The sequence below is a fragment of the Flexithrix dorotheae DSM 6795 genome, from assembly GCF_000379765.1.
GTDB classification, from domain to species: Bacteria; Bacteroidota; Bacteroidia; order Cytophagales; family Flammeovirgaceae; genus Flexithrix; species Flexithrix dorotheae.
Genome location: NZ_KB903430.1, coordinates 298,764 through 320,884 on the forward strand (window position 1 = coordinate 298,764; position 22,121 = coordinate 320,884).

The following is a 22,121-nucleotide window of genomic DNA, read 5'->3' on the forward strand; positions in this document are numbered from 1 at the left end:
AATCACCTTAACCACAAGCTCACTTTTCATGGAAATCACCAATAATCTATATGAAGTCGCACTCAATTTCATTCCGGGAATTGGAAATGTGATGGTGAAACAGATTGTAAGTTATTGTGGTTCAGCTGAGGCGGTTTTTAAAACGCCCAAGGGAAAACTGCTCAAAATTCCAGGTGTTGGACCAAAAACCGTGGAATGCCTTCAGGATAAAAGTTGCTTTAATACAGCCGAAGAAGAACTAAAAAAGGCAGAGAAATTTGGGGCTTCCCTCCTATTCTATACCAACAAAAACTATCCAGAAAGACTAAAAAACATCCCTACGGCTCCGGTACTACTTTACTACAAGGGAAATAGCAACCTAAATGCCACAAAGGTAATCAGTATCGTAGGCACCAGAAAAGCAACTCCCTATGGTCTTGGTTTTATAGAATCTCTAATGCAGGAATTGAAGCATTTCAAAGACATTATAATCGTCAGTGGATTGGCCTATGGGATTGACATTTGTGCACATCGGGAAGCCTTGAAAAATAACATTCCCACCATAGGAGTTATGGCCAACGGACTGGATAAAATCTATCCGGCCGTACATAAAAATACGGCTTTGCAAATGCTGGAAAATGGTGGATTAATTTCGGAAAACAAATTTGGCACTTTACCTGATGCTCCAAAATTCCCGGAAAGAAACAGGATTATTGCCGGAATGTCGGATTTGGTCATTGTAGTGGAAGCTGCAGCCTCCGGAGGAGCTTTAATTACCGCAGAAATCGCCAATTCCTATGATATCGAGGTTTTTGCAGTTCCGGGAGATGTCAATAATCCATTTTCTGAGGGATGTAATCAACTCATTAAAAAACATAAAGCACATTTACTTACCTCGGTAGAGGATATTAAATACATGATGAATTGGGAAACTGGAGAAGCACCGCCCAAAAAAATCAATTTCCAACTCACCATGGAAGAGGCTAATATTGTCAATTGGCTGGCTAAAGAAAAAACACAAATTGATATGCTAAGCCTGAAAACCCAAATACCCATGAGTCGGTTATCCGCCCTGTTGCTGGAAATGGAATTTAAAGGACTGGTGAAAGCCTTGCCGGGTAAGAGGTTTACTTTGGCTTAATGCTTCAACCCACCACACTAAAAAAGAAAAGGGATGATCTCCCTTTTCAGTTTAACCCACCCTTTTCAAAGCAATTAAGCACCAGTGCTCCACACCGGGTAATATTATTCCCGAGAAACAGTAATCTCTTTATCAGTCTTTTAGGGCAAAATAATACGCGATTAATTTTGAATTACTGCTTAAATTTAGCTGTTACCAATTCATGGAGAATCTTCCATTCATCACCCTGCCGCACCAGCGTGTATACCGATTCGAAATCGGCTTTTGCCCCAGTCATAGTGACTCTTGCTAAAGCATTATTTCCATCAAAAACTTCCGTAATTTTGATGTCCACTTTTCTTTTATCACCACCCCACACTTTCTGCTCTATATTTCCAATAAAGGTAGCCTTATCGGCAATGAATAAATCTGGTTTGGTTTTATCATTCCAAACAAGACGATAATCATCATGTAAAACAGTCTGTAATAAACCTGTATCATGATTATCCCCTCCTTTCGCATAATTGGAAATAGTAGCTTCAATTTCCTTTTTCATATTCTGGGCATTTAGTTGAGTAAAAAAACAAAAGCTGGCAATAGCCATTACCAATAATTTCAATTTTACAGTTTTCATAGAATTATAAATTTAAATTTGACTTTACAATATTTGATATATCAATTAAATAAGCAGAGAAATAGAAATTTTAATGAAACCACCTTCAAAACTCAGTGTATTTTGATTAATAGCAACTCAAGTCGTCCCTATGCCACACATTTTATTTGATTTATAAAAATTTGATATATCAAATATATTGGCAAATTTTTTATTTATCAAGGGAATGATAAATTTTATCCAGATTTATTTTTAATGCTTCTACTTCGTCTTCTTTTAAATCTTTAATTCCTTTCGCCCTAATAGCCTGAATTAATGGAGTCATTTCAATTACCAGATCTTTCCCTAGAGGTGTTAATACCAACCTGTGGGCCCTTCTATCATTTTCCACAGGAAGCCGCTCTACCAATTGTTTCTTACACAAATGATCAATAATTCGGGTGATGGCAGCCGGATCCTTAAAAGTTGAGTTGGACACATCCGTCTGGCTGATACCATTATCATCCTCACTTATCCTTTTCAAAATAATCCATTGGTCAATGGTAATTCCATATTTATTCTCCTTCAAAACCTGTCTGGTATATTCCTTTAACCTCCGCATAGTTCGCTCTATTCTAAAATAAAGCACTTCGTGTAATTCCTTATCAATCTCCATAAAATAGTTTTGTGAGTTCTAATAACTGTAAATATAAAGTCATTCTTCACTTCCAGAAAACTAAAGTGAACAAAAGAAAAAATTGATTTAGGTCGATTTCTTTCCCTTTCTGTTAAAAGGAATATAGTAGACCTCCTTCCATAAAACATACCCATTGAATTTGACCTTCCCAAACCTTACAATAAAAATGCATAGGATTTTATCTCTTACCAGGGGTAAATTTTGCATTATTTCTCCATTTCCCTATATTCAATAAAATTTTTACTTACCCTACTTTTTAAACTAAAAAACACTATCACCATCACCTATGATCGATCAAGACCTTAATTTAGAAACCATTCATTTAGAATACACCAAAGATTTTAATGCTCAGGAAAAGGAAAGAAAACATATTATATTAATAGATGGCACTTGGAATGATGAAACAGGGGTAGGCCTGGATGGACTGGTAACCAACATCGTACAACTTCAGCGGATATTAAAGAACGATGAGGAAAAGCAAATTGTAAGGTATCATCGGGGTGTAGGGAATGATGATGACAATGGTTTTTTGGGAAATTTAATAGGTGGAGCCACTGGAAGAGGAGTGGAAGATATTGTAGAAAGGGCATATGTCCGTTTTGTGCAGGACTGGCAGAAGGGTGATAAAATTTGTGTATTTGGTTTTAGCCGGGGCGCTGCAGCTGCAAGAATGCTGGCTGCTAAAATTTGCAAAGAAGGAGTGCCAAAATCGATAAAAATCGACTATATGGCCAGAGAAAATAAAGCCACAAAAGTGGTAGAACAATTTATGTCAAAATTTGACCTGGATACCTCAAGAGCTCCTTTTCAGGTGGAAGTTGATTTTGTAGGGGTTTGGGATACAGTAAGTGCTTTTGGTCTGTTTAATAACCTCCAACGTTTTTTAGGCAAAAAGGAAAAGGATTTATTTACCGACAATTATATCGCAGATAATATAAAAAGGGCTGTTCATCTTTTAGCAATGGACGAAACAAGGCGGATTTTTGTACCTTCCTTAATGAACCAGATTGAGGATAAAAATCACAACTCAATCGAAAATAAAATACATGAAGTATGGTTTCCCGGAGTACATTCTGATATAGGCGGGAGTTATAAAGAAGATGAAATTGCTAAAGTTTCCCTTTACTATATGCTCAAAAAATTTCATGAGTATGTAAATGACCAGGGTTATGCGCCCTTGCTTATTGATGAGGAAATGTATAAAAAACGTACACTAATCACTACACAAAGGGCTCATTTCCATTTTTTTGGTTTATCCCGTGGAGAAGGACTCAGGCATATAAAAACCCAGGTTCATGGAATGGCCGACCCGGTACGTAAGCCAAAAATTCACAGGCTTTACTATGACTTGTGCGGCTCCCACCAAACTTTTTCGGTGGTGCCTTTTGGAAAAGTAACACGTCCCATCAAATTTCAATATATGCCTTTTAATGTAAAAACATTAAGGGGAAATTTCGAAATAGTGGATTAATTAAAAAAGGTATTTATACACTTGCAAATTCTGGCCACATTTTCTTTGGTAAGCTCAAAAAACAGGGGCAACCTTACCAGGCAATCTGAAAACCTGACGGCATTTGGAAGCGTTTTTCCCTTATATTTATCTTTGAAATAGGGCGACTGATGTAAAGGCAAATAATGAAATACCGCCATTATCCCCTTTGTCTTTAGAAAATTGATGAGTTTGTCCCTGGTCTCCTTGTTTTGGCAAACGAGATAAAACACATGCGCATTATTTGAAGAATAATCGGGGATAAAAGGCAAGCTGACAACACCTTTATCTTCCAATGGTTTTAAATTTTCCCGATACAAATTCCAAAGCATTTTTCGCTGTAGTTGTATGGCATCCAATTGCTCCAATTGGGAATACAAAAAGGCAGCCATCACATCGGAAGGTAAAAAGGAAGAGCCAATATCTACCCATTCGTATTGATTGACTTCTCCTTTGAAAAAAGCCGAACGATTGGTGCCTTTCTCCCGAATTATTTCTGCTCTTTCAGCGAACTGTCCATCATTTACCACCAGCATTCCCCCCTCCCCTGACATTACATTTTTCGTTTCATGGAAAGAAAATGCAGCCAATTGCCCTAAACTCCCCAGAGGCTTCTCCTTCCAAAAACCATTGATCGCCTGGGCAGCATCTTCAATTACACTTAAATCATGTTTTTCGGATAGCCACAAGATTTCTTCCATGTTACATGAGGTTCCACCATAATGAACCGGAACAATTGCTCTGGTCTTTTCACCGATTAAACTTTCAATTTTTGAGGCATCGAGATGTGGTCTTTCAGGCTCGCTATCCACAAAGCGAATAGTAGCTCCTCTTAAGGCAAAGGCGTTGGCAGTGGAAACGAATGTAAAAGAAGGCACAATGACTTCATCCCCGGGCTTTATATCCAAAAGTAATGCGGCCATTTCCAAAGCATTGGTGCAGGAATTAGTCAACAGCACTTTCTGAAAACCAAAAGTTTTTTCAAAAAAGGCATGGCACTTTTTAGTGAATTCTCCATCTCCGGAAATCCAACCTGACTGAACTGCCTTGTAAATATAATGGACCTCCTTCCCCGTAAGATAAGGTTTATTAAATGGGATATTCAAAATAAAGCTATCAATTGGTTTTCTACCCAAAGTTAGAAGAATCAGGATGAAATGGAGCAGAAAAGTTCAGAAAGCAAAAAGCTGGAAATAGACCTTTGCTAAATCCAGCTTCTTGATAAAATAAGGAGATTTTAATTATTTTGGGTTTAATATACCATCAATTCTGGCCAACAATTCATCATAATGATATCTTGTCAATTGATCATTGGTCAGGTTTCTTCCTCTTTTTATTAAATTTTCCACAGCTTTGAGTTCTCCTCTGGCAATTGGCCGGATGTCCGAAGAACTCACATCAATAGCCGTATAATCCAGAAAATCCACCATTCTCCCATTCACTTTTCGTTGTTCTTTTGTCATTAATTTTTCTAACTCTTCCACATACACCCTTTGCAGATTTCTTCGGTAGGTATCTACTTTTCTACCTCTGGTGGTTTCAGTAAATATGCCACCTCTCAGGTCATTCATCATTTCGAGTACGGTAAAGGCCTCTGTTCCATTGATACTTTCATTTTCGATCATTCGTGCCAGTCGACTGAAATCAAGGAGATTTCCCAACGCCCTCGCCTGATTGGCTCTGATCCTGTTCACAATTCCTGCTGCTTCAATTTTTCTCAGGATTTCCTCATTAATCATCCACTCGGGGGTTTTAAAAGCCTGATCAATAATAAAATTCAGTGATTCTTCCTGTCTGGCTTTTGGCACATGAATATACACATCTCCTTCCTGATCGTAGGTTTTATAATATTCATAAACTCCCCCAACATTTGCAGCAACATGCCCCATATACCTGTTCCACTGGCCTAAAACATTCATGTAAAGTTCATCCAAATTCTCATAATCTTTGCCATCTTCTTTAGTCCATTCTATCAGGTTGGGCAAAATAACTTTCAGATTTTTAATACCATAATCGCTGGCTTTTACCGCATCATCCCCTAAATCTTCTGTTTGAGCCGATGGATCCAATGGACTAAACATTTGCTTACCAAACCGGTACATAGGATCGTCCTCATGTTCCCTTATCCATTCGTGCAAAATCTTATCTTCCTCATCCGAACTTTTGGCATCAGGAATAAATCTATATCCCCAGTTAATTGCATGCATATCATAAATACCAATATTTGGCATTAGTACCACTCCTTCATCTCCCGGCTGGGCCACATAATTAAACCTGGCATAATCCATAATAGATGGAGCAGTACCCATTTTCTGGGTAAACTCGGCAGAACGCAGGGAATCTACAGGATAAGAGGAGCTGGCTCCCATATTATGCGGAAGACCAAGTGTATGGCCTACCTCATGAGCTGAAACGAACCGAATACACCGTCCCATTATTTCCTCATCAAATTTCACTTTTCTAGCATCGGGGTTTATGGCAGCTGTCTGCACAAAATACCAGTTTCTCAACAAATTCATCACATTATGGTACCAGATAATATCACTTTCCAGGATTTCCCCGGTTCTTGGGTCATGTACATGTGGTCCCATCGCATTTTGAATCGGATTGGTCACATATCGAATCACCGAATAACGCACATCTTCAGGACTAAACTCAGGATCTTCTTCAGCAGTAGGAGGATCTTTAGCGATAATGGCATTTTTAAAACCAGCTCCCTCAAAAGCCACCTGCCAGTCTTCCACACCCTGTTTGATATATTTTCTCCACTTTTCAGGAGTTGCCGGATCGATATAATACACAATTGGTTTCACCGGCTCTACCAATTCACCCCTCTCATAAGCTTCAGGGTCTTTGGGTTCCAGTCTCCATCGGGTGATAAACTGCCTTTTAGCCGCTTTTTGCTCATCCAATCCGTAGTCATATTGAGAAACGGAAAAATACCCTACTCTTTTATCAAAATTTCTGGGCATCATCGGCTCTTTTGGCAACAACACAAAAGATTGATTCATTTCCAAAGAAAGTGCATTGGTAAGTTGATTTGCAGGAAGTTTACTCCCATTATAAGTCATCACATGTCGAACTTCCACATTCTGCGGATAGCTTTTCATACTCATTATTAAGCTCCTGCTTTTATCCAGACTTTTTACTCCAAAGTTTTTCCTTTGATCAGGAGATAACGGTCCAAGCATTTCCACATCTGTGGTAAATAATTCAGAAACTTCCAGGATAGTACTGGTAGAGTCTTTTCCAAAAGCGGCAATATCAAAAGCCATAATGATTGGCTCAAAATTGTTATTCTTTACAGATTTATAAATGGGAAGTTCCTCACTGGCTACATTGTTATAAGAAACAGACCTAAGTAATACTTTTTCCCCGTGCTTTTGCCATCTCACTACTTGTTGAGGCCTTGAGCGCATGCCAGCTCCACCAAAATTCAGGTTTTCTACAGTTCCGGAAATTCGGCTTACCACCAGGACTTCTCTTTCCATCAGGGAATCTGCTATTTCAAAGTAATACTTATCCCCTATTTTATGTGTGGTAAAAAGCCCTTCATCAGTTATTGCTTTTTCAGTGATGATCTCATCATAGGGTTTAATTTTTGAATCATCTTTATCTTTTTTAGCTTTTTCTCCCTCCGCATTTTCTACCTTTCCTTTTTTACCTTTTTTCTTCTTTTTCTGCGCATAAAGCGCTGGAGTAGATAAACTCCCTATAAGGACAGCAAATAAAAACACTGTCAATAACCTTCTGATCATTGTAATTGTTGTTTAAAAATTGTTGTAATATTTAATTTCAATTGCATTCTATTTTAAAGCTATCTTCCGAACAAAGACAACTGACAGGTCTACCAAAAATCATCCATTATGGTAATCAAAACCATTAACAATTTTCTGAAAATTCTGTTTGAAAAAACCTTCATGAAGCTATTGAATAGACATTCATGAAGGCATAAAAGATGAACAACGTTAAGGAGTCACTCCTAATATAAGATAATTTTTCACTAAATAATAGCTCAAGTCTTTGTTACTCACCCAAATTTAAAAATTATTTGTATATACACGCAATTCACCCCTAAATGTGGCAAAATTTCAGGCATTCACGGCATTTGGCTTTTCATCTTTCACAATTGCCCCATCTTCAATTGTTACCACTCTGCTGCCATAACTGGCATTTTTTTCTGAGTGTGTCACCTGTATAATGGTCATTCCTTCATCATTAAGACTTTTGAATAAATCCATTATCATTTCCCCCTGCTTGGAATGAAGATTACCGGTCGGTTCATCAGCCAAAAGTAATTTGGGTTTTCCAATAATGGCTCTGGCAACACCCACTACCTGCTGCTGTCCACCCGATAATTGGTGTGGAAATAAATCTTTTTTGGCCACAATATTAAATCTGTCCAGCATTTCCGCTACCATACTTTTCCGCTCACTTCCTTTTACCCCTTTATAAAGTAATGGCATTTCAATGTTTTCGTAAACAGTTAGTTCGTCTATCAGATGGTAGGCCTGAAATACAAAACCAATATAATTTTTATGGATTTCCCCTCTTCTCTTTTCATTGAATTTATGGGCAGGCTGATCAAGGAAAAAATATTCCCCGGCATTTGGCTGATCCAACATACCAATGATATGCAACAGGGTAGATTTCCCAGCTCCACTTGGGCCCATAATCGTTAAAAACTCGCCTTCATTTACTTCTAAATCAATCCCTTTAAGAATAAAAGTCTTTTGGAATCTTGATTTAAAGTACTTATCAACATCAGATAGTTTTATCATAATAAATTATTTACTAGAAAATAAAGCACATTTGTGTTCCCAAACAAAAGAACATAAATCAATGGTTAATTTAGATAAATAATTGGATTAACCCCAAGATAATTTTGATAAAGGGTAGAAGATTAGTTTTAATCCTTTGAGTTTATATTTCTTATAATTTCCTGAGAGGTTTACCGTATAAAAATTATAGTGCTCAAAAATTTCCATTATCCCAGGATATTTATTTTATTGATTTTTCTTGTTTGAAGAAATTGGTAAAGTTGGGAAAACAAAGTCCTATTTTTATGCAGTTATTTTTTTCCAGGATGACGCGTTTTTTGGACACATAGCAGCATTGTACAATGAAAAAACAAAGACGTACCGGGCAAAAAGAACAAGTAGAAAACGGGAAGTTATTGTTTTATCTTTATTTTAATTAGATTTTTGGGGAAATGATTTTTTTCACTACTGTGTTAATTTTTTCAACATTCAATCGACACACTCAATCATTTGATTACTAATTACCGAAGAAACTACACTTAATTTTTTTGCTTTTTGTTAATTACTCGTAACCTGCTATTATCTCATGAAGCTTCACTATAATGCGCCAGTCACCCTTACATACACCATAATTTGTACTGGAGTACTGCTGATTAACAACCTTACGGGTGGTTTAATCATGAATCTTTTTACCGTTTATCCCATAATGAATTTTGCCAACCCTATAGATTATTTCAGGCTTTTCAGCCATGTAATTGGACATGGGAGCTGGGATCATTTGGCCGGAAATTTTACTTTCATATTATTATTAGGTCCTATTCTGGAAGAAAAATACAGTTCCAAAACACTACTTAAAATGATCGTCCTCACCGCTTTTATCACGGGGGTGATTAATATCTTAATTTTCCCGAGCGGATTATTAGGGGCGAGCGGTATTGTATTTATGATGATTCTTTTAAGCTCCTTTGTGAATTTCAGACAGGGCCATATTCCGCTCACTTTTGTATTGGTAGTTATCCTATTTTTGGGAAAAGAAATCACCAACATCTTTGCCCAGGACAATGTTTCTCAATTTGCCCATATCCTGGGAGGAATTTGTGGAGGAGTTTTTGGATTTTACAAAGGATCTGCCAGTAAACTGAAAGCCAAAAATGAAAGGCACGAATATTTAGGCTAAGATTTAGGTCGAATTTGTTTTTTGAAAGATTTCTAAAACGGTTGGAATATACGAAGCCTCCTTTTATTCAACTAACTGAAAATGAGGCTCAATTCCATAAATTAACCATTCACTTTTTTATTATCCATAATAAGTTAGTGTTGTACTAGATAAAATTTCCTTTTTTTACCTACTTTTGCAAATCCAAAATTTTTTATCAGTTTTGTTTTCCGCTAAATATTTTGGTGAACTTTGATGTTGTTGAACAATTAAATTGCTGAAAACCATTTATTATGACAATTATTAATAAAATCCGGGATAAATCCGGGTTGCTTTTTCTGGTCATTGGTGTCGCTATGTTAGCCTTTATCCTTGGAGATTTATTTTCAAGAAACTACTTATCACAAGGTAATGATCGTATTGTTGGAACTATAGCCGGTGAGGAAATCACTTTCCAGCAATTCTCCAATGCATTTGAAACTTTCAAAAACAACTACGAATCGAATGTAGGACGACCTGCAAGAGATGTAGAATTGCCCGGACTGAGACAACAAGCCTGGCAACAATTGGTTTTTGAAATTGCTTATACTAAGGAATTTGAAAAGCTTGGTATTCAGGTTACTTCGGATGAAATGACAGATATGATTCAGGGGAATAACATTAACCCTGCTTTTGGAAACCTTTTTGTAAATCAGGAAACCGGAGAAGTGGACAGAGGAGCTATTAAAAACTTCCTGGCTTCATTGCCTCCAGGCCCTCCAACTAACCCCGGACATGCTTTCTTCTTAAATTTTGAGGCGAATCTCAGACCTAACAGATTGAGAGAAAAATACGAAGGTTTAATTAACCAGACCTATTATGCCACTGAAGCCGAGGCAAAAAGAGAATATGAAAGCCAGAATACCAAAGCTGATATCAGGTATGTGTATGTACCTTATACCAATATTCCAGATTCGGCAGTGGATGTTTCTGAAGGTGAGTTGAAATCATACTATGACGATCATAAAGATGATTTTGAGAGAGACGGAACAGTTTCCCTGGATTATGTAACTTTCCCAATCAGTCCTACAGCTGAGGATATTGAGGAAATTAAAAAAGAATTGGACGTAATTGTAGATAGATTTGCCAGTACTCAAAATGATTCTATCTTTATCGATGCCAACTCGGAAACCAATAATAATTTCCAGATTTTCACTCCAAAAAATCTTCCCAAAGCAATTGATATCAATGAGTTGGAATTAGGGAAAGTTGTAGGACCTGTTCAGGAAGGGGATTTTTACAGGCTTTATAAAGTGATTGATATCACTGAGGATACTGTAAATACTTTTGCAAGAGCAAGTCATATTCTGATAAAAGCTGATGACAGCAACAAAGCTGAGGCGAGAAGTAAGGCTCAGGATATTCTAAATCAAATAAGAAACGGAGCTGATTTTGCCGAAATGGCTCAACAACATGGTGAAGATGGAACTAAAGCCGTGGGAGGTGATTTAGGATGGTTCGATGACAAAACCATGGTTACCGAGTTTAATGATGCTGTGATGAACGCCAGTTCTTTAGGTTTAATCCCAAGGTTGGTGGAAACTCAATTCGGATTCCATATCATTTCGGTTACAGGTTTGAAAAACAACAAGAACTTCCTGATGGGAGTAGTTGAAAAGGAAATTGTTCCAAGTGATGATACAAGGAATGAAATTTATAGAAAAACAACTCCATTCGGAAGTGACAGGTCAAAAGAAAATTTCATGAAAGCCTCTGAATTGGATTCATCCATTATCAGATACCAGGCACTTAACATCAACAAAGAGGCACAGTCCATTAATAATATCTATGATAGAAATATCAGAACGATTATAACCTGGGCCTTCAGAGAGGCTGAAGTTGGAGATGTTTCTGAAATTTTAGAATTAGAAGACCAATATATCATTGCTCTTGTAACAGGCAAAACTGAGGACGGTATTGCAGAATTTGAGGACGTAAAGGATGAGATAAAAAGGATTCTTGTAAAAGAGAAAAAGAAAGCACAACTTATGGCCAAAATGGAAGGTTTAAGTGGTACTGTTGACGAAATCAGATTGGCATATGGTCCGGGAGCTACTGTTTCTTCAGCAACTGACATTTCATTAAGCAGTACTTCATTGCCATCTGTAGGATTTGCTCCGGTTACTATAGGAACTGTATTCGGAATGGCTGCAGGAGAATCTTCAGCACCAATTGCTGACGAAAATGGAATTTTGGTAGTAGAAGTTGATAAAATTGATGAAGCTTCAGAACTTGCTGAGTATTCTATTTACAAGCAACAATTAGAAGCCGCTCAAAATAATGTAAATACAGTAGCCCAAAAAATATCCAGTGTAATCAGTGATTATGCGGAGGTTGAAAACGAACTGTATAAATATTACTAAAAGTAAATTTTAGGAATATCTAAAAATCCCCTGGAAAATGAATTCCAGGGGATTTTTTTTGTTAAAACAAGTTTGGGGCACAAGCATGTCTCATTCGTACAAAGTTCACCACCACCAAGACCAATTCAGCCTCTTAAATAAGCTGTTTCCAAAAGGGACAATCAATAGAAATAGACAACTGGAATAAAAAAACCAGAGCGCACACCCAAAAAAGCCATTGTTAATTTCAACAGAACTCATCTGCTCTCCACTATTTTAAAATTTCTCGTGATCATTTCCCCTTCCTCATCAATTAAAATTAGCGTATGATCACCTGGTTCGGGCTGAAGTCCCATTTCATGAATCCTTTTGGTCTCCCCCAAAAACTCATCATCAAGATGCCAGTAAATTGTAGATGAAGCCTTTCGATGTGCCAATTCAAAAACTGCCTTACCCATAGTTCCATCCAGTTCTCTGGGGATAATAATCTGGGCATTTTCCGGAGGATAAATCACCTGCATAGCCGCAGTACTCATTTTCAATTGTTGGTTGCAATCTGCCCTGAATGGCGGAACGGTTTTATAAAAAGCATTCTTCGATTTAAAATACCATTCTTGTACAGGAGGAAGCACAAAATAGGCTTCATGACGCATATTCGTCACAGATTCACAATCGCTTGTGACCTGTAAATCTTCTGTTTTACTCAGGTGAATTAATTTTTCGTATGGACAAACACTTGTGCGAATTCCAACCGCAGGAATATCCATAGAATCCACCTTTTGGCAAAATTCTCCGGCTAAATGGCCACTATTTCTGCAAATCCTTGTTGTAGTTAACTCATCGTAGGGAGGAGTAAACCATTCTGAATTGGGCAAAAGATTAAAAACATCAAACAATATGGGAGCAGCGGCTGAAAACCCTGTCATTCCCGGCCTCCCTTCCCCATCGGCATTCCCTACCCAAACACCCACCACATACTTTGGATTTAGCCCAATGGCCCAGGCATCTCTATGGCCAAAACTAGTCCCGGTTTTCCAGGCTACTTTTTTAGATGTTTCAAATAATTCCCAGGACGACTCAGAATCCGGTCTGTAAACTTCTAACATAGCCTGAAACGTAAACCAGATAGCCGAAGCACTTAATTTAGAGCTTTTCGTGGTTATAGGTTCATGCCCTTCCTGCTCATCCTCCTTTTTATACCAGACATTTTTCCAGTCCTGTGAAGCATAATGATAGGGAGCATGCTCCTGAAAATTATTGAGTGTTCGGGCCATACTTCCATAGGCAGAAACTAAATCCCATAATTTAGCCTCCGCACCACCCAGGATAAGTGAAAGACCATAATGATTGGGGGAACTCGTAATCGTACTCAAACCTAAATCCTGCAGTTTCAAATGAAACTTCTCCACACTGTAATCCTGTAAAAGTTTAACCGCAGGCACATTAAGTGATCTGGCTAAGGCAAGATTAGCTTTTACAGCACCTTCATATTGTTTGTTGAAATTTTTCGGGGAGAATCCATTCAAATAAGTCGGTACATCTTCAACTATTGTTTCGGGGAGGATCAAACCCTCATGGAGCATAGAAGCGTATAAAAAAGGCTTTAAAATGCTTCCTGTACTTCTTGGGGCCATAATTACATCTACATCATCGCCATATTCTGTACTGCCCTCAATTGACGTATTGCCCACATAAGCCAGGGTTTTCCCGGTGGCCACCTCTATTACAATAGCTGCAGCATTGTAAATGTCATTATTTTTCAAATGGTGATGATGTTTTTTAATCACACTGCTGGTTCGGCTTTGTAAAAACCCATCAATGGTAGTCTGAATTTGCTTACCAGCATCCCCTTCATTCAGGGTTCTTGTCAATAGATGTGGTGCATCCATAGGTAATTTTACCGGAGCTCCGGGCAATTCTTCACTTTTCGCCAACTCGTAAGAAAGAGAATCGAGAATTCCTTTATGATATAATTTTTTAAGTAAGCGATCTCTTTTATTTTTCAAAATCTGCTGATTTCTTCCGGGAAAAATAAGCCCTGGCTGATTGGGTAAAACAGCCAAAGTAGCGGCTTCTCCCCACGAAAGTTGAAATGGCGAACGTCCGTAATATCTCCAGGCAGCCGCCTCTAATCCTACAATATTTCCCCCAAATGGGGCATGAGAGGCATACTTGGATAAAATTTCTTTTTTGCTAAGTTTTAATTCCAGGCGTGTAGCCAAAATGATTTCTACAATTTTTTCCAAAAAAGTCCGGGAATTTCCTTTACGAGAAAGTCTGATGGTTTGCATGGTGAGGGTACTTCCCCCGCTCACAATCCTTCCTGATTTTAGGTTCTGATAAGTTGCCCTAAGTAAAGAAAATGGATTAAATCCTATGTGCTGGTAAAAATATTCGTCTTCAAAAAAGCGTATGGAGGTTTCAAATTTGGGGGGCACTTCGGACAGTTCCGGGAATCTCCATTGGCCATCTTTTGCAATAGAAGCACTCATGAGGTTTCCATCCGAATCCATTAAAATTGTAGCTGTAGGGTCATTAAATAACTGTTCAGGCAGGCAAAAATAATAGCCTGTGAGCCCGGTAAAAACCACTCCTAAGAAGAAATACTTATATTTTATCCCTATTCTCAAAATGAGTTTCCTGTTTGCCAAAATTTCACGTTTTTCTCCACAAAAAACAATGATCGTTTATATGGTACAAAAATCCGCAAACTGTTTTGAAATTATTTGAACGGATACAACCAAAATTCTAAATTCATGGCTACTAAAAGTAATTTCAATATTAAAAATTCCCGGTATAATTAAAATTTCACCTTAATATTTTATTTTTTTTACCATATTTGGGGGATTTTAAAAACTAGACGAATTCTGCGCAAAGAATCCACCACATGAAGAGATTGCTTTTTTTGTTGATTTTCATTGGATCACTGATAATTACACCTACCATAAATTTATTTGCATCTGAACTGACAAACGTTTCATCAGTCACAAATGAACTAAATATTTCATCGGGAGGGGAAGGAGATGCACACCATTTACCTTCAGCTTTTTCAGTTATACCATTCGCCATACTTTTATTAATGATTGCCACAGGGCCATTATTTTATGAGCACTTCTGGCATAAAAACTACCCTAAAGTGGCAGTTTCACTGGCCGTAATTGTAGTAGGGTACTATTTATTTGTACTCCATAATACCCACGGACCGGTTCATGCCCTGTTTGAATATTTCCAGTTTATATCCCTTTTAACCGGATTGTATATTGCCTCTGGAGGTATCCTGATAGAAATTGATAAGGAAGGCAAACCACTTTTAAATGTAATTATATTGTTTATTGGGGCCATTATATCCAACGTGATTGGAACTACTGGAGCTTCCATGTTATTAATTCGTCCGTTTATACGGCTTAATAAACATAGAATTAAACCCTACCATGTTATTTTCTTCATATTTTTGGTAAGTAACATTGGAGGAAGCCTTACCCCTATTGGTGATCCACCATTGTTTTTAGGTTTTTTGAAAGGTGTTCCTTTTTCCTGGACATTTTTCCATAACTTCCCAGCCTGGATATTTGCAGTAATTATTTTCTGTATCCTATTCTTCTTTTTTGACAAGAGGAATAAAGATGAAAACCCGCTTTTTGCCGGGGATAATGGAGAGCGTTCCGGAAAAATCACCATTACGGGAGGAAAGAACTTCCTTTGGTTGGGAGTAGTAATTGCAGCCGTTTTTCTGGACCCGAATGTAGATGGATTTGAATGGGTTCCTAGTATACATTATGATGGCCAAAAATTCTCTTTTGTGCGGGAAATAATTATGCTTTCAGTGGCATTCATGTCCTATAAATTTGCTAACCCTGTTGCTCTAAAAGGAAATGAATTCAACTTCGAACCGATACGGGAAGTAGCTTTTATTTTTATTGGGATTTTTGGCACCATGATGCCTGCACTGGAACTAGTCGCAAGCTTTGCAGGCTCTGAAGCCGGTAGTGCCTTAATTAATCATAATACACTTTATTGGGGAACGGGTTTAATCTCAGGAATTTTGGATAATGCTCCTACGTATCTCAACTTTTTCGCTGCGGCTCTTGCGGCCCAGGGAGGATCTATAAATATCCCCTCAGAGGTAGTCAATTTTGCTTATGGTGATGGTTATGTAGATTCGGTGCTACAGCTCACTGCAATTTCAGTGGCTTCTGTATTCTTCGGAGCGATGACTTATATTGGAAACGGGCCAAATTTCATGGTAAAATCTATTGCAGAGCAGGTAGGAATTCAAATGCCCTCATTCTTTGGGTATATTATCAGGTTTTCAATACCTATTTTATTACCTATTCTTTTCATCGTCTGGCTGGTATTTTTTGCATTTATATAAAAAATTTACAGTTCAGCTAAAAAATTGAAATCTTACATTACCCTTTTTCGTAAATTTGTTTATGGGTAAAAGGGTAATTTTTTTAACTATACAAATTTTTCTGCTTTTTTCAGTTCAGGTTTTCGCACAGGATACCTTAACTACAGCAGAAATGCGGAAAGATCTTGCCTATCTCAAAAATTTAATCCTTACCACTCATCCCCAACCATTTACCTACATTAGTAATCAGCAATTTGAACTTGCATTTCAGAAAGCTGAACTAGAGGTGGAACAAAAACTTACTCCCCTGGACTTTTCGGCTGTACTTTCCGAGCTCACCGGAAAATTAAAAGACACTCATTTTAGAATAATTTTCAATGAAGCCTTTCAGGAATACCTGAAAAACGGAGGCTACTACCTTGATATTAATATAAAAATCCTTTCCGATAAAATGTTTCTGGTAAAGGGTGGTGAAAACCTGATCGAAAAAGGCAGTGAAATCCTGGAAATAAATGGGAATTCATCGAAGGAAATAATTGACAGGCTATCAAAATTAAGCCTTACGGAAGGAAATGTATCAGCAACCCGAACCAGGATTGTAGAATCATTTTTTAAAATGTTCTACCCAATGGTTTATCCAATAGATAGCCTGAATAATGTCAAATTCAGGACCTTCCCTTCCGGAAGCGTAAAGGAAATTTTCTTACCTTCTCAAAAACTTGACGAAGCCACACAAAAAGAAACCCATAAAAAGCAAAACAAAAAATTCCCCTATGAACTAAAATTTTGGAATAATGGAGCCATTGCACAGCTCATCATCCGATCCTTTTCCGAAGGTAGAGACAAGGATTTCAAAAAATTTATCAAAAAATCGTTTGTCACCTTTCAGCTGAGAAATACACGGGCACTTATTATTGACCTCAGAAATAATGGCGGAGGATCGCAACAACGGATGAACTGTTTATTTTCCTACATTGGTGGTGAAGAACAAATTCTGGCTAATACCATCCTCAAGCAAAGCGAACTTTCCAGAAGGTTGTTTCGAAAGCGGTTCTTGTATTGCGGAAGTCTGATTGCGCCAATTATTGAAAGGGGAACTGGGGAAGGACAACAAACCAGGGGGGCAATAAAAACTAAAATTGGAGAGTTGGATACTGCTTATTTTAACAATCCTGCCAGATATAAAAAGGACCTGATTTTTAAAGGCAAAACTTATGTGTTGGCCAATGGCCTGACAGGCTCGGCTAGTGCTCTTTTCTCAGCGGCAATACAGCAAAAAGGCCTGGGAAAAGTGATTGGAGAAGAATGCATGACTACTGTAGACGGAACTTTCGGGATGTCTTTAAAAGATGAACTACCAGAATCTAAATTACCACTGGTTATTTCCATCATGCGGTTCAACCTGAACAATGATTTTAAATATTCTCCTGAACCTTTTCAGCCGCATTTTTTAGTGGAGGAAAAAATAGAAGATTTGGTGGTGGATAAGGATACCCAACTGGAATTTGCTCTGGATTTGATTAGAAAAAAGTAGACCTGTCTGAAAGATGGTTTGGAAGGTTACGCTAATTGCATTCTCAGAATACAGGCCGCTTTCCTGCCATTAAATGAAATCCTAAAAATGAAATTACGGAGTATACCAGTAAATGAAATGGTTGTAGGCCTCTGTATAGATTGAGCTCTATATGATTAAAAAAACATATCTCGCAATTATCTTTTCCCAGGGCAACATTTATCCCTGCTAAAAACACCCCAAAAAACCCTATTAAGAATAAGATAAAGCCCAATTTTTTCATTTAGTTTCAGTATTAGTTTTGTTGACTGGTTTAATTAATACTGTTTAAATAAAATTTAATGCCAGGTAAGGCAGGCTCTAAAAAAATTATTGTTAAAATTTAGTTAAAAAAATCAAGTTAGCGGCAAAATCCTAATCTCAGTCAAATCCGGGTCATAACAACCATTAAATAAAATTTCAAAAATAGATGCAGGTGGGAATAAAGAGGAATTCTTCCAAAAACAAAATATATTTTTAAGCCACCAAAATGTAGAAAGTTTCCTCAAAAATCCACATTTTGGCTGGCCCTGATTTCTGATTACCGCTGAGGTTTATACCTGGACTTTTGAAAAATTTCCTGAGCATTATTCATATCCATAAGGGCTTTTAAATCCACTTCCGGATTTTTCTTTTGGAATTGTTTAATAATTTGCCATCCCAGCCATCTGCCAATTCTTGGCGGGCAATTATCGGCTACTTCCGGAGTAGAAGGCCTTTCCCCCACATATCGGTTTTTATCGTCATTACTGGTTTTATAAAACACATTATCTTCCACAAAAACCCCAAATATCCGGTCTTCAAATTGTTGGCACCAATTCAATTGTGCGGTGGTATATCCCAATAAAACAGAATCACTTTTATAGGGCAACAATTTATTAGTAAATTCAATAGCCTTACCATAATAAAGCATATCCGCCAGCAATGTCTTATCTTTAAAATCGTAATTGTTATATTTCTGGCTGATGTACATAAGGGTGTTGGGCACGATGTAATCTTTTTCCAGCCTTCTTATTATGTATTGAGGTGTATTTTGTGGAAAATATGTTCCCCCTACCCCAGTAAAATATTCAAGGCCAATCACGACCACACTATCAGTAATAAACAAATCTTTACCAAAGCCAAAAGCTCCAAACCCGGAAACCGAAGTGTAAATTTTGGGAATTACAAAGTCCGGATAATAGTACTTGGCGAGCCGAAATGCCAGCTCAAACTCCTCCTCTAAATCTTCCATTTCCCCAAATATTTTTTCTGTATCCATCAGAAGAGTATCCGTATGGACATCTGTAGCTAATTCATAAATGGTATTAATCAGAATAGAATCGTGAGGATAGTTACTTCTTTTAAAATACAAGTCTGAAAACTCCGGATTTTGATTTATAAAACTGGCAATGCTTTCTCTGGATTCCGGCATTAAAAGTTCTCTTTCGATTCTGGTAAATTCCACATCAATTTTCGGAATCTGTGAAAGGTCGGGAATTTCTTCTTCCTCTTCCGAACAGGCTAAAAACAAAATGGGAAATATGATAAAAGCGAAATAAAAAAATAACTTTTTGTGCATTTTTAAAATAAGACAGTCAAAAAAATAAAGCACCTGGAATGGCACCCTTTTACATTACGCAAATATCATGAAATATTGCTTTAATTTAAATGAGTATTTCCATTACATTACCCCCAATCAGCCAGGTATCTTTTAATGGCCAAATCCCTCTTTTCCAAACCATTTTTTCATGACCAGTTCGGCTTCTTTTCCTGTAGGGATAAATCGCCTGTCATCCACATTTATCCGATCCAAAGTAGAGGGCCATTTCCACCAAAAAACACCTTTACACCAATCCTTTTTCTCAATCGCAGCCAATACAATTTCATAAGCTCTTGCCTGGTGTGCTGTATTGGATTTTTGTTGGCCTGCATCAGCATGAGGCGTTATCCAGGGAGCTTCGATACTTCTAAAACCTATTTCTGTCAAAATTACGGGCTTTTGGTAGGTATTGGAAACCTTTTCCAGTGTATTCAACACTTTGGCAAATCCTTTTTGCAGTTCTTTTTCAGACGCATTTTCCTTATCAGAAAGCGGATAATAGCAACTGATGCCTATGTAATCCAGTTCATCCCAAAATTTTATATTCTCAAATTCCTCCCCCCAGTTGGCAGAATACACCAATTTTCCGCTGTATAATTTTCTTACTTTCCCAATGATTTCTCTCCATTTCTTGTCATGAGACTGGGTGGTTTTGGCAAATTCCGTCCCGATACACAACATATCTATCCCGTGAATTTCAGCAAGTAATGCATAGTGCCTGATCCAGCAATAATAATATCGGAAAAAGCTGTTCCAGTCCTCCTCATTTTTCATTTCCACATCTCCCGGCCAGCTTCCTCTTCCCAGCCAAACCTGAGGTTTAAGGATGGTGGCCAGACCCAGGTTTTTAGCCTGGTAGGCTGCATGGATTACGCTTTCATCATTTTCACTTCCAGCCCCATTGGTAACAGGGAAAAAGCTTGGAATTTCAGGATCCCGCATAAATGAATAGGGCACAATAGTTACTGCATTTCCTCCAATATTTTTAAATCTTTCTAAAGAAGCTCTGGCATGATTGGAGATGTAGCCATTGTAAATCTGATAACCTTCATGGGTAAAATTGACACCTTTGTAAAAGGGATAATTACGATCTGTTAAATTATGCTGCCTGTCAGGCAAGACATAATGTTCTGACAGATATTCTCGCCAGCCTTCCTCTAAAGTAGTAAAATCATCCTCCTTCTGCCAATTCCAGTTTTCGTATTTGTTTAAAAAAGTCTGCTTTCCCCAACTTTCAATCAGGTAATCTACCAAAAGTGCAGCAGCACAACCAAACACAATATCCGACTCTTTTTCAAAAATTTCAGGGTTGGCCAATTCAGAAATAGCGGGTAAATTTCCAGAATAAAACAACTTACTCCCCCAATACCGAAAACCCTTCATTTGCCAGTTTTTGGTAAAATAAATTGCCAGCCCTTTTTCCATAAAATCGAGCTTAGGTTTGCCTAAAAGCCTCCTAAGTACTAATTCATTTTCCATTTGAAGGTAGTTCCCTTTGTACTCCCCATTCAAAACAGCATGAATTTCCATTTCGGCATGATCAATATGAACCTGATCAGTATTTCCAGTCATTAAACCTTTTCTTTCGGTGGAGGGATAAATCACATAGTTGATTTTTAACTCATTATTTTTTTCTGAATGAATAAATTGAATTAATTGATCAAAATAAGCCTCAAATTGCAGACTAAGCGACTCTAATTCTTTTTCAGTGATGCTTTCATCATATGATTGAAATCTGAAATGGCCAGACTCAAATTTGCTTATCTGCTCTGAATTTAATTCAAAGTGAACGGCTTTATCCACCTGCCACATGGTTTGGGGACTTTGAGAAAAATCCCCAATTACGATTCTTTCCTGATTTTGGTAAATTTCATAGCCCCACGAATTCCAATATGATACAGCTGAATTATTTGAAATCACTTTTAAAATTTCTTCCTCATTTGTGCCAGTTGCCAGACTCATAGGCGATTGATTAAGATAAGGATTTGGGAAAAATGAAAAAAGGAAAACATGAGAAGAGTCAGTATAGGCTTTTCCAGCAAAATCAAAACCCTGAGGGATATTTTTCAGGGATAAGGTTTGAATTAACCGCTCGATCCAGGGATTGCCAGCTACCGTTCCAACCAGATATACGGGAGCTTCCACCAGATCCTTTTGAGCAACCTGTTTTGCCTCTTTAACTTCAATGGAAATGTCTGAGTTTTCAGATTTTAAACTTTCTATTTGCCCGATAAATTTTTCTGCATTTACTGCTTTTTCAAAACCATAAACCATAAGTACTTTTTTCTGATTTCGAAAAACCCGAAACAAATCCCGCTTACTTACCAACTTTGGATTTTCCTGTTCTTTTCCAGGCTCCTGACCTCTGGAGCTATTGCAACCCCAAAGCATTACGCAGGAGATAATCACAGCCAAATAGATATTTTGCATCATGTTTATGTTAGTCATTTTAGATTTTGCCA

General features: G+C 37.6%; 14 protein-coding genes. 6 read left to right on the forward strand and 8 right to left on the reverse strand.

Features of this window, described 5'->3' with window-relative positions:
- The first annotated feature begins 28 nt into the window (after positions 1–28).
- The gene (gene dprA / locus A3EM_RS0101240; protein ID WP_020526337.1) at positions 29–1,120 is read left to right on the forward strand and encodes a DNA-processing protein DprA; all 1,092 of its coding nucleotides are present in this window, start codon (positions 29–31) and stop codon (positions 1,118–1,120) included.
- Between the two features lie 172 nt (positions 1,121–1,292).
- Here dprA and A3EM_RS0101245 read toward each other — a convergent pair whose 3' ends face one another.
- Positions 1,293–1,733 (reverse strand): nuclear transport factor 2 family protein, encoded by a 441-nt coding sequence (locus tag A3EM_RS0101245; protein WP_020526338.1) that lies wholly within the window; start codon positions 1,731–1,733, stop codon positions 1,293–1,295.
- Positions 1,734–1,923: 190 nt separating this feature from the next.
- Complete coding sequence (locus tag A3EM_RS0101250; protein ID WP_020526339.1) at positions 1,924–2,367, reverse strand: MarR family winged helix-turn-helix transcriptional regulator; 444 nt, start codon at positions 2,365–2,367, stop codon at positions 1,924–1,926.
- Between the two features lie 307 nt (positions 2,368–2,674).
- On the opposite strand from A3EM_RS0101250, the gene A3EM_RS0101260 reads away from it, so the two are divergent.
- On the forward strand, positions 2,675–3,859 hold the full coding sequence (locus A3EM_RS0101260; RefSeq protein WP_020526341.1) for a phospholipase effector Tle1 domain-containing protein: 1,185 nt from the start codon (positions 2,675–2,677) through the stop codon (positions 3,857–3,859).
- Here the strand turns inward: A3EM_RS0101260 and rffA are convergent.
- From rffA to A3EM_RS0101275, 3 genes are all read right to left on the reverse strand, one after another.
- Positions 3,856–5,013, reverse strand: coding sequence for a dTDP-4-amino-4,6-dideoxygalactose transaminase (gene rffA, locus A3EM_RS0101265; RefSeq protein ID WP_020526342.1), 1,158 nt, complete (start codon positions 5,011–5,013; stop codon positions 3,856–3,858). The genes A3EM_RS0101260 and rffA overlap by 4 nt on opposite strands.
- Positions 5,014–5,118: 105 nt before the next feature.
- Positions 5,119–7,635: a zinc-dependent metalloprotease gene (locus A3EM_RS0101270; RefSeq protein ID WP_020526343.1), complete on the reverse strand. Its 2,517-nt coding sequence runs from the start codon at positions 7,633–7,635 to the stop codon at positions 5,119–5,121.
- Positions 7,636–7,968: 333 nt separating this feature from the next.
- Entirely contained in the window at positions 7,969–8,658 is a 690-nt protein-coding gene (locus tag A3EM_RS0101275; RefSeq protein WP_020526344.1) for an ABC transporter ATP-binding protein, read from the reverse strand.
- Positions 8,659–9,223: 565 nt separating this feature from the next.
- Between A3EM_RS0101275 and A3EM_RS0101285 the strand changes: the two genes are divergently transcribed.
- Entirely contained in the window at positions 9,224–9,814 is a 591-nt protein-coding gene (locus A3EM_RS0101285; protein ID WP_020526346.1) for a rhomboid family intramembrane serine protease, read from the forward strand.
- A gap of 272 nt (positions 9,815–10,086) precedes the next feature.
- Positions 10,087–12,195, forward strand: a complete 2,109-nt coding sequence (locus tag A3EM_RS0101290) for a peptidylprolyl isomerase (RefSeq protein ID WP_020526347.1) — start codon at positions 10,087–10,089, stop codon at positions 12,193–12,195.
- 236 nt (positions 12,196–12,431) lie between these two features.
- Here the strand turns inward: A3EM_RS0101290 and pbpC are convergent, their stop codons facing one another.
- Positions 12,432–14,825, reverse strand: a complete 2,394-nt coding sequence (pbpC, locus tag A3EM_RS0101295) for a penicillin-binding protein 1C (RefSeq protein ID WP_020526348.1) — start codon at positions 14,823–14,825, stop codon at positions 12,432–12,434.
- A 236-nt stretch (positions 14,826–15,061) separates the two neighbouring features.
- On the opposite strand from pbpC, the gene A3EM_RS0101300 reads away from it, so the two are divergent.
- Positions 15,062–16,546 carry a sodium:proton antiporter gene (locus tag A3EM_RS0101300; RefSeq protein ID WP_026210034.1) on the forward strand — a complete coding sequence of 495 codons (1,485 nt, stop codon included), beginning with the start codon at positions 15,062–15,064 and terminating at the stop codon, positions 16,544–16,546.
- A gap of 151 nt (positions 16,547–16,697) precedes the next feature.
- Positions 16,698–18,059 (forward strand): S41 family peptidase, encoded by a 1,362-nt coding sequence (locus A3EM_RS0101305; RefSeq protein ID WP_157637698.1) that lies wholly within the window; start codon positions 16,698–16,700, stop codon positions 18,057–18,059.
- 559 nt (positions 18,060–18,618) lie between these two features.
- Here the strand turns inward: A3EM_RS0101305 and gldB are convergent.
- Both gldB and A3EM_RS45370 read right to left on the reverse strand, forming a co-directional pair.
- Positions 18,619–19,638 (reverse strand): gliding motility lipoprotein GldB, encoded by a 1,020-nt coding sequence (gene gldB / locus A3EM_RS0101315; RefSeq protein ID WP_020526353.1) that lies wholly within the window; start codon positions 19,636–19,638, stop codon positions 18,619–18,621.
- A 132-nt stretch (positions 19,639–19,770) separates the two neighbouring features.
- Positions 19,771–22,107, reverse strand: coding sequence for a glycoside hydrolase family 113 (locus tag A3EM_RS45370; protein WP_157637699.1), 2,337 nt, complete (start codon positions 22,105–22,107; stop codon positions 19,771–19,773).
- Between the last annotated feature and the right edge of the window lie 14 nt (positions 22,108–22,121).